The sequence below is a fragment of the Dyella sp. genome (genome assembly GCF_035508675.1).
Taxonomy (GTDB): Bacteria; Pseudomonadota; Gammaproteobacteria; order Xanthomonadales; family Rhodanobacteraceae; genus Dyella_B.
Window position 1 is genome coordinate 1 of sequence record NZ_DATJMN010000201.1, and the last position, 9,405, is coordinate 9,405.

The 9,405-nt window shown below is 64.6% G+C and carries 8 protein-coding genes and 1 pseudogene; 1 reads left to right on the forward strand and 8 read right to left on the reverse strand.

What is annotated here, in order from left to right:
* The 8 genes from VMA74_RS10625 to def all read right to left on the reverse strand — a co-directional run.
* On the reverse strand, positions 1-941 hold a 941-nt coding region (locus VMA74_RS10625; protein WP_325366732.1), incomplete at its 3' end, for a glycosyltransferase.
* Positions 942-943: 2 nt separating this feature from the next.
* Positions 944-2,188, reverse strand: coding sequence for an O-antigen ligase family protein (locus VMA74_RS10630; RefSeq protein WP_325366733.1), 1,245 nt, complete (start codon positions 2,186-2,188; stop codon positions 944-946).
* A gap of 68 nt (positions 2,189-2,256) precedes the next feature.
* Positions 2,257-3,237 (reverse strand): glycosyltransferase, encoded by a 981-nt coding sequence (locus tag VMA74_RS10635; protein WP_325366734.1) that lies wholly within the window; start codon positions 3,235-3,237, stop codon positions 2,257-2,259.
* 120 nt (positions 3,238-3,357) lie between these two features.
* Positions 3,358-4,491, reverse strand: a complete 1,134-nt coding sequence (locus VMA74_RS10640) for a mannosyltransferase family protein (protein ID WP_325366735.1) — start codon at positions 4,489-4,491, stop codon at positions 3,358-3,360.
* A 6-nt stretch (positions 4,492-4,497) separates the two neighbouring features.
* Positions 4,498-6,243 (reverse strand): glycosyltransferase family 39 protein, encoded by a 1,746-nt coding sequence (locus VMA74_RS10645; protein WP_325366736.1) that lies wholly within the window; start codon positions 6,241-6,243, stop codon positions 4,498-4,500.
* Positions 6,244-6,371: 128 nt separating this feature from the next.
* A complete protein-coding gene (gene rsmB, locus VMA74_RS10650; protein WP_325366737.1) occupies positions 6,372-7,667 on the reverse strand; it encodes a 16S rRNA (cytosine(967)-C(5))-methyltransferase RsmB in 1,296 nt (431 codons plus the stop codon).
* Positions 7,664-8,590: a methionyl-tRNA formyltransferase gene (gene fmt, locus VMA74_RS10655; RefSeq protein WP_325366738.1), complete on the reverse strand. Its 927-nt coding sequence runs from the start codon at positions 8,588-8,590 to the stop codon at positions 7,664-7,666. Before fmt ends, rsmB begins: the two co-directional genes overlap by 4 nt.
* Positions 8,587-9,096: a peptide deformylase gene (gene def / locus VMA74_RS10660; protein ID WP_325366739.1), complete on the reverse strand. Its 510-nt coding sequence runs from the start codon at positions 9,094-9,096 to the stop codon at positions 8,587-8,589. The genes fmt and def overlap by 4 nt, the downstream gene beginning before the upstream one ends.
* A 190-nt stretch (positions 9,097-9,286) precedes the next feature.
* On the opposite strand from def, the pseudogene VMA74_RS10665 reads away from it, so the two are divergent.
* Positions 9,287-9,405 (forward strand): annotated as a pseudogene (locus VMA74_RS10665) (peptidoglycan-binding protein); the annotation flags it as partial.

The following is a 9,405-nucleotide window of genomic DNA, read 5'->3' on the forward strand; positions in this document are numbered from 1 at the left end:
AACCAGGCGCGCGCGCGCTGCTGCATGGCGTCGCGCTCCGCGTCGGGCATGCGCACGATGCGCTCGATGGCCGCTTCCAGGGCGGCTTCGTCGAACAGATAACGATGGGTGGCGTTCAGCGCGCCGGCATCCTGCGCCTGCACCAGCACGCCGCGGTCGGGTCGCACCAGTTCATTCATGGGTGGACCGTCGCAGGTGATCACCAGCGCGGCGCAGCCCATCGCTTCGACGATGTAATGCCCCCAGCCTTCCGCTTCGGACAGGCACAGGTGGTACTGGCAACGGTTTTGCAGGCGCGCGATCTCGGCGATATCGCGCGGATAGCCGATGCGATGATCCAGGTTCGCCGGCGCGGGGCCCTCGGCAACCGTCGCCGTGGCGGGCGATTGCTGTACGATCAAGCGAGGCCACTCCGGATGACGGCGCCATACCGCCAGCAGGCATTCGGTGCCCTTCATGCGGCTGGCGCCGGCCAAGTGCAGAAACACCGGCTCGCGCGGTACCTGCGGATCGTAGCGATCGATGCTCAGAAAGCCGATGTGGGTGACCGGATAACCCCACTCGCGGATCGTTTCGGTGGCGGCATGGCTCTTGGTGAACACGGCATCGAAACGCGGCAGCCAGCGGCGGTCGCGTTCGGAGAACCATTCCGGATTGGGAATCATCACATTGCGGCGCGCGAGCTTGAGCGCATGCGGCCGTACGTGCTCGAGAAAGATATTGATGTCGAAGCGGCGCGGCTGGCGGCCCATGCTCAACAGCCACCGCACCGTCATGCGCACGCGCAGCCAGCGGGCTTTCCAGGCGCCATGCTTGCGCTTGGGGCCGCCGTCGGTGAACGTCACCTGGTGACCCAGCGCCTGCAGGGTTTGTTGCAGCAAGCGCAGGTCGTGGCTCAGGCCGCGGGAATTATCCCAGGCGATAAGGTTGATGCGGGCCATGGTCAGGCGCTACGCCGCCGCCGCGCCACCAGCACGGCAAGCCCGATGACCAGGAAGAAATACAGCGAATGCGGCATGGCGCGGTAGAACACGTTGTCGGTCAGCGCACACAGCGCATACGTGCCGCTCGCCGCGAAGCCGCACATGGCCGCGGCGGCGGTGCCTTCGTCGGCAGCCATGACGTGGCGAAGGAAATAGACCAGCGGCACGCCTAGCAGCAGCACGATCAGGATCAGCCCCGGTATGCCGCCGGTGGCGGCCGCTTCCAGGTATTCGTTGTGGGCGTGCTCGTATTGCACGATGGATTCGTTGCTGTGCCCCAGCCGCACCTGCTCGCGGACATACTGGCCGAACTGGCCGCTACCGACACCGCCCAGCGGGTGTTCCTCGAACGCATGTTTCGCGGTGCGCCATAGTTCAAGGCGTTCGCGCACCGAGCCGACGGCGTCGTGCCGGGAGTCATAGCTGTCCGCCTCCGTGTGTGCCTGGGCAAACCGCTCGATGATTTGTGGCTGCACGAAAACCGAGACCAGCGCCACGCTCGTAAACAGCACGGCGACCACCGAGAGCGTGAGCCGCCATTGGCCGACGCGTTTGCCGTGGATCAGCATCAACACAATGAAAATGGCGAGAAAAGCCAGCAACGGCCCGCGGCTCTGGCTCAGCAGCGCCCCATACACGGCCAGGCCGGCGCCCAGCGCATGCACCACCCGTTCGGGCCGGGACGTTTGCTTGCGCATCAGCTGGATCACCGCGAGCAGGGCGAGCACAAGCAGGAACATGGCGAATTCAATCGCGCCCCATTCGCCGTTGTTGAGCCCGTAGGGACGATCGACACCGTTCAAGTAATACTGCACGACGCTGGTGCCGCCCAGCAGGCAGGCCGTGAGGCTGAAGCTCACCCACACCAGGCTCCAGCGCAGCGGCAGCGCAAAGACCGCGGCCATGCCCAGGAACAGCAGTTCCTGGCTGGGCATGTCGAACGCCGCCCAGCCCGAGTGATGGCTGGCGATGTTCACCGCCGTGTACAGGATGTTGAGCACGCAGACCAGCGCGATGGCGCCGATCCTGCCGTAGATCTGCCGGATGTCGCGGCGGGTCGCCAGCAGCACCAGCCCGCTCACCCACAGCACGGCGATCAGCAGTACCTTGGCTTTATAGGGCACCGCAAAACACAGTGGCATGCAGGCCAGCAGAATGGAGAGTATCCAATAGCGCTTCTGGCTCGGGTGGGTTTGTTCGTGCACGCAGGGGACTCGCGTTGGAGAGGGCGGCAAACTAGTCGAAGAACGTGGAGGGAAGATGGCTGGACAGGTCAGGTCTGCAGCGCCTCGCTCAATCGTCGCGGAAAAGCCCTCATTTCGTCGTCATACCAGCGGCGGGCGGCCGTGCCTAGCGCCTCGGCCTCGGCGTTGGACATGGCGATGCAGCGTTCGATCGCTGCCGTCATATCGTTCGCCTCGAAGCCGTACAAAGTGGCGAGATCCTGCTGCCCGCACGGCTGTGCCGGCACCAGAATACCGCGCTCTGGTGCGACCAGTTCGTGCATGGGTTCCGCGTCCAGGGTGATCACCACGGCGGCGCAGCTCATCGCTTCCACCATGTAGTGTCCATAGCCTTCGGTCTGCGACGGGCACAGGTGGAAACGATAGGTGTTTTGCAGGCGGCGATAAGCATCGTCATCCAGGTGTTCGCGGATCAGCCGGACGTTGGCGGGCAAGGGCATGGTTTCGGTGGGTCCGGTTCGCTTGCGCCGCCACACCACGGTGAGCGTGGGCCATTGCGGGTGTTCGGCCCATAGCTTGAGCAGCGCCTGCGTACCCTTGTTGTTGCTGCGTCCGGGGCCATGGAAAAAGCCGGCTTGGCGCGGCACGTCGGCGCGCAGGCAATCCATGCTGGCAAAGCCGATATAGCGCACGGGCGTGCCGAGTGCGCGGAACAGCCGCTCGGCGTGGCGCGTCTTCACCCAGGCCGCATCGATGCGGTGCAGCACGGCGCGGTCGCGCGGGCGAAAATATTCCGGATTGGGAATCAGCACATTGCGCCGTGCCGCACGCAGGTATTCGGGCCGGATGCGCTCGAGCATGAGGTTGAGATCGAACGCCTGCGCGCGGCCCAGCAGACGCCATTGCGTGATCCACTCGGCCAGGCGCCCGCGATGCGGCAGCGCCGCCGTTTCCACGTGCGCACCCACGCGAAGCAAGTTTTGCGCAAGCAAAGCCAGGTCACGGCTGAGTCCCGCGCCGTTGTCGCGGCCGATCAGCTGGCAATGCGTCGCTTGAATAGGGTTTGGCACCTGCTTACGACTCCAGGTAGATCTGTCGGTATGCGGTGCTGACGGCAGGATGGAAGGCATCCCAGGCCAGCATGGCGTAAAACGCGAGCAGCGCCAAAATGAGTACAGGGTAGAGTCGTTTCATGTGGTCCAGGACTTCACCATCATCCAGGCAAGGTACATGTACACCAGCCCGGCGATGAACAAAGGAATCAGCACGAAGCGTACGCCGCGCCACTTCATGGCCTGTGCCAGCAACAGCAGCAGCGGCGCCTGCCACCAGATGTAGCGGGGCATCGACTGCAGCCCGGAAGACAGCGGAATCAACACGCTCAACAGCGAGAACACGCCCAGCGCCGTATCGCGCAGGGCGATCAGCAGCAGCGCGGCCAGCACGGCTCCCAGCGACATCAACGCCCAGTCCAGGTGGATGGTGCCCTTGTGGATGCCATCGGCGATGACGGTCAGCGGGTTGCCGAAGATGCGCCCCCACGCCTTCTGCACGTGGAGAAAGGCGAGCGCATCGCCGGTCACGCGGTAAAGATGAAGCATGAACAAGCCCATGCCCAGCGGAATCAACAGGCCGCCCAATACCATTTCCTTGCGCTGTTCCCAGGTAGCGGTGCGCAACTGCGGCAGCACCACCAGCGCATAGGACACGGCGACCAGCACACCCTGCACGCGCGAAGCCGAAAGCAGCATGCCGATCAGGCCGCAGGCGAGGTAGCGCCGATCCTTGAGGAACACGAAGAAGATGCAGCTCAAAAGCAGGAACAGCGGCTCGGTATAGCCGCTGTTTCCATATACGGCGTAAGGGCTCAAGGCCACGATCAGTGCCGCGTAATAAGCGGGAATCGATGCGCGGTATTTCCCGGCGAAGAGAATGAAAGCGTAGATGGAGCCCAGGAACAGCAGTTTGCCCAGCACGATGGCAGCAACCGGCGCGGGCAACGCAGTCAACATCGTCGTAGCGCGTATGAGCAAGGGAAACAGGGGAAAGAACGCCCAGTTCTCCATATGGTCGACGGCTGTGGGTGACGTCGGGTACCCGTGCTCGGCCACGGTGACGTAGCGCAGGCAATCCCAGCTGCAGGTGTCGAACACGTGATGATTGAACAGCACCGCCACCAACCACTCGATAAGCTGATGGAGCACGAACACCACGACGGCAAGCATCCCTGCTTCCAGCCGGAACGCGGCGCTGGAAGGTTTGGCGTCGAGCAGGGTTCTTTGCACGCGCCCAACATGCTGCAGCCATTTGCCGATACCGTTCATGCGCAACTATTCCGGTTCATCGTCATGGCTCGACGGCATGCAACCGGGGATCACCGCATCGGCCTTGAACAGCCACCAGTCGCGACGATTCGCATGGCCGACGTCGATGGCCTTGCGGCGATCCACGCAGTTGCCCATCGCCGGCTCCTGCACGAACAGCCAGCGCGTGGCCGGCGCAGCAGCTTGCCATTGCACGCCGAGCATGAATTGCAGCGAGGTGGGCGCGCTGAAGCCAAAGTCGGTGGCGTGGCGGTCGAGCATCAACATGTTCTGCTCTTTCCAGTCGACCAGGCCGATTTCATCGTGCGGACCCAAGTGTGCGCTGACGCGATCCATCAGGCCGACCGAGGAACTGCTGTCGTTGAGCAGGGGATAGGCCCACAGGCCCCACACCATCCACAGCGCGAACATGCCGCCGGCTACGGCGCAGTGCACGCGGCGAACACGAAAGATCGCCAGCGCCAGCCATTGCGCGGCGCCGATCACTATGCACATCCACCACAGGCTGTCCGCCGCCCCTTCGAAACCGCGATCGTAAGCAAGCCTGGTGGCGAACGCCGGGTGCGTGACCAGAGCATACACGCCGAAGCCCAGCATGCCGCCGCCGATCAGCAGCAGGAAGATCGCACCGAGCGCGCGCAGCCAGCGCTTGGCGAGCATCTCGTCCAGATACGGTGCCGTGATCAGCGCCAGCATCGGCACGATCGGCAGGATGTACACGTCGCGCTTGCCGCCCGAGGCGCTGAAGAACAGGAACACCAGTACGATCCAGCCCAGCGGCAGCAGGATGCGCGCATCCTTCGCCTTCAGCGCCTGCCACCAGCGCGGCAGCGTGCCGGGGTAGGTGAGCGACAGCGGCAGCCAGTTGTAGAGCATCAACGGCAAATAGAAGAACGGTCCATGCAGGTGATGCCAGGCATTGGCATAGCGGTGCGCGGTCTGCTTGAACAGGATGTCGTGGACGTAGGCCGCATACGTCGGATCGCCGGCATGCGCGCGTGCGGCCAGCAGCATCGGGATCAACCAGAGATCGATGGCCAGCAGCAGGCATACCAGGCCGAGCAACCAGCGCCACCAGGTGCCGTCATCGATCGCGGCAATGCCGTTCCAGCGGCGCAGCACGGCCCACGCGTAAGGCAGCAGCATCAGTACGGCAAGAAAGCCCACGCCCTTGGTGATCACGCCCAGGCCCGCGCAGAAGCAGCCGAGCCAGTACAGCCGCCAGTCGGGTCCGCATAACAGGTGGCGCAACAGGCCCCAGTTCGCCGCAGTGATGAAGAACACCACCAGCGGGTCGATCTGCGCGCGCTTGGCCTGGAACACGAACTGGATGCACATCAGCGCGCCCATCGCCGCGTAACGGCCGACCCTGGGATTCCACAGGCGTTTGCCGAGGTCGTAGATCAGCCACAGCGTGCCCAGCGCGGCGAGCAAGGATGGCAGCATGAACGCGACTCGCCAGCTGCGTACCAGCTCGAAGCTAGCCGCTTCCAGCCACATCAGCATCGGCGGCTTGTCCGCATACAGTTCGACGCCGCGGTGCGGGAACAGCCAGTCGCCACTTTCCACCATCTGCTTGGCGGCGAGCGTGTAGCGCGGTTCGTCGGAAGGCCAGGGATCACGCAGGCCGATGCCGACGCTGAGGATCAGGATGGCGAAGAAGGCGAGTAGCCAGAATTGGCGGCGGTCTTGTCCTTCAAGCGCCCTCTCCGCGTGGGGAAGAGGGTTGGGGTGAGGGGCTGCGCTGGCCATAGATCCCATATGTTTCGCGACGTCGTTTACAAAGTGGCGATGCCTGATGAAGGTTTGCCGCAAGATTCGCCCCTCACCCCGGCCCTCTCGCCGGAGGGGAGCGGGGGAGGTTCATAAGAGGCTGAAGGTCAGCGACGTTCAAGCACGGCATAGTACATGCCGTCGAGATCGCCATCGCCGGGCAGGATCTGCCAGCCGATGGCGGCAGCTTGCCCGACCGGCAATGACACTGGCGCGACATGCACCCCCTCGCGGCCAGCGAGGAACGCCGCGATCACCGCTTCATTCTCCGCGCGCAACAACGAGCAGGTGACGTAAACGAGCTTTCCGCCCGGCGCCAGCAACGGCCACAGCGCCGCAAGAATGCGCTGCTGCTGTGCGGCCAAAGTTTCGATATCGCTGGCGCGCCGATGCAGGCGTACGTCGGGGCGGCGGCGCAGCACGCCGGTGGCGGAACAGGGCGCGTCGATCAGGATGCGGTCGTATGGCTTGCCGTCCCACCACGCGGAAGGATCGGCGGCATCGCCCACGCGCAGCTCGGCCTGCAAGCCAAGCCGCTCCAGGTTCTGTCCAATTCGTGCGGCACGGGCGGCATCGAACTCCACCGCCGTCAGTGCCACATCCGCGCGTTCCAGCAGATGGCAGGCTTTGCCGCCCGGGGCGGCGCAGGCATCCAGCACGCGATGGCCGTCGCGCACATCGAGCAGATCGGCCGACACCTGCGCAGCGCCGTCCTGCACGGCGAAAAAACCTGGCGCAAAGCCGGGCATGCGCGTGACGTCGCTGCTATGCGGCAGCACGATGCCATCGGCCAGCCAGGGATGCGTGTCGGCGGTATAGCCGGCAGCGCGAAGCTGTTCGATCAATGCCTCGCGTGATGTGCGCCGTCGATTCACGCGCAGCATGAGCGGCGGCTCGCGATCGCTGTCGGCAAACACCGCTGCGGCTTGCTGGGGCCAATCGGTGGCGATGGCTTGCACCAGCCACGGTGGCAGGGCGTAGCGCGTGTATGGTTGCGCATCCAGTTCGGCGAGCAGCGTGCTTCGCTCGCGTTGCCAGCGGCGCAATACCGCGTTGACGAGCCCGGCCAGGCGAGGACGGTTGAGTGCACGGGTGGCTTCGACGGTGGCAGCGACCGCGGCGTAATCCTGCAGCTGGAGCACGTCCAGCTGCACCAGGCCCAGCACCAGCAACGCATGGACTTCGGGTTCCTTCCGGCGCAACGGCTTGTCGAGCAGGCGATCGAGCGCGGCATCGAAGCGTAGCCACCAGCGTGCGCCATCGCTCAACAAGGCGGTCAACAAGGCGCGATCGCGTGGATCGCGCAGTTTCGGCGCGCGTTGATCCATTGCTTCGCGCAATGACACGCCGCGCAGCGCAATATCCGCCAGCGCTTGCGCGGCGAGGGCACGTGTGTCGTTCATCGGGCGCTGCGCAGTTCGGGGCGGGCGTTGAGGTAATCGGCGGCGCTGATGCGTTTGCCGCCGGCGCGTTGCAGGGCGGTGACGCGCAGTACGCCTTCGCCGCAGGCGATGTCGATGCCGTCGCGTTGTGCGCCGATCACACGGCCGGGCGTGACGCTGTGTTGCTGATCGATGGCGCGTGCCGCCCAGATGCGCACGTTCTCGTCGGCAACATGAGCTTCTGCCACCGGCCATGGATCGAAGGCACGTACTTGTCGTTCGAGTGCCAACGCCGGGCGCGAGAAATCGAGCCGTGCTTCGGCCTTCTCCAGCTTGTGCGCGTACATCACGCCTTCGTCCGATTGCGGTGTGGCGTGCAGCATTTCGCCCGCAAGCGTGCGGCGCAGACCTTCCGCGAGCACCTCCGCACCGAGCAAAGACAGCCGGTCATGCAAGGAGCCGCCGGTATCCTCGCGCGTGATCGGCGTGCGGCGCTCCAGCAGCACCGGGCCGGTATCGAGACCGGCTTCCATCTGCATCAGGTCGACACCGGATTCGCTATCGCCAGCCAGAATCGCGCGTTGAATCGGTGCCGCGCCACGCCAGCGCGGCAGCAGGCTCGCATGCACGTTCCAGCAGCCCAGGCGCGGTATCGCCAGCACCTTGCGCGAGAGAATCAAGCCGTAGGCCACGACGACCAGCAGGTCGGGCCGGTAGGCTTCCAGCGCGGCGCGCGCTTCGGCGGTCTTGAGTGTTTCAGGCTGTTCGACCGGCAGGTTCGCGGCCAGCGCCGCCTGCTTTACGGGGCTCGGCGTGAGCTTGCGCCCACGGCCAGCGGGACGATCCGGTTGCGTGTAGACAGCGACGACCTCGGCGCCGCTGGCGCGGCAGGCTTCGAGGCAGGGAACGGAAAATTCGGGTGTGCCGGCAAAAACGACTCTCACGCGCTCGCAGCCTGCTTGCGCTGTTTCTCCAGGCGCTTGAGCAGGATCGAGCGCTTCAGCGGCGACAGGTAGTCGACGAACACCTTGCCGGCCAGGTGATCCATTTCATGCTGGATGCACACGGCCAGCGGGCCTTCCACGTCCAGTTCGAAGGTTTTGCCTGCCACGTCCTGCGCGCGCACTTTCACGCGCAAGGCGCGGGTGACGTCGGCAAACAGGCCGGGGAAGGACAGGCAGCCTTCCTGGTACACCTGGGTGCCGTCCTTCTCCAGGATCTCGGGATTGATCAAGGCGAGCGGCTGGTCGCGCTCTTCGCTCATGTCAGCCACCAGCACGCGCTTGTGCACGTTGACCTGGGTGGCGGCCAGGCCGACACCATTGGCGGCGTACATCGTCTCGAACATGTCATCGAGGAACTGCTTCAATGAAGCATCGAACTCGGTTACCGGCGTGGCCTTGGTGCGCAGTCGAGGGTCGGGGAATTCAAGAATGGTCAGGACAGACATGGATACTCACCTCGGACGCCGGAAATGCGGGCGAATTGGTAAAAAGCCACCCCGGCCGCGGTCTAGAATGTGGATATTGTACGTGCTTCAACGTGCTGTCGGCGCACGATTTTGCCAACTGGTGCGGTGTTGCTTGGGTTAATGCTTCGGTTACACTCGCCCGAGCGCAGGGGGAGGGGGATTCCCGTTTATGATCAGAAAGTCCATCGGGCTGCTGGCCGGCATGCTGGTCACCGTGGCCGTCTATGCGGCCGGCGCACAGCTTCGTGCCGATCACCCCGACAGCTACACCGTCCGTCGCGGTGACAC

Bases quoted from the DNA above. Each gene is read 5' to 3' on its own strand.
- VMA74_RS10640 (WP_325366735.1), bottom strand. From the start codon at position 4,491: ATGAACGGTATCGGCAAATGGCTGCAGCATGTTGGGCGCGTGCAAAGA.
- VMA74_RS10645 (WP_325366736.1), bottom strand. From the start codon at position 6,243: ATGGCCAGCGCAGCCCCTCACCCCAACCCTCTTCCCCACGCGGAGAGG.
- def (WP_325366739.1), bottom strand. From the start codon at position 9,096: ATGTCTGTCCTGACCATTCTTGAATTCCCCGACCCTCGACTGCGCACC.
- rsmB (WP_325366737.1), bottom strand. From the start codon at position 7,667: ATGAACGACACACGTGCCCTCGCCGCGCAAGCGCTGGCGGATATTGCG.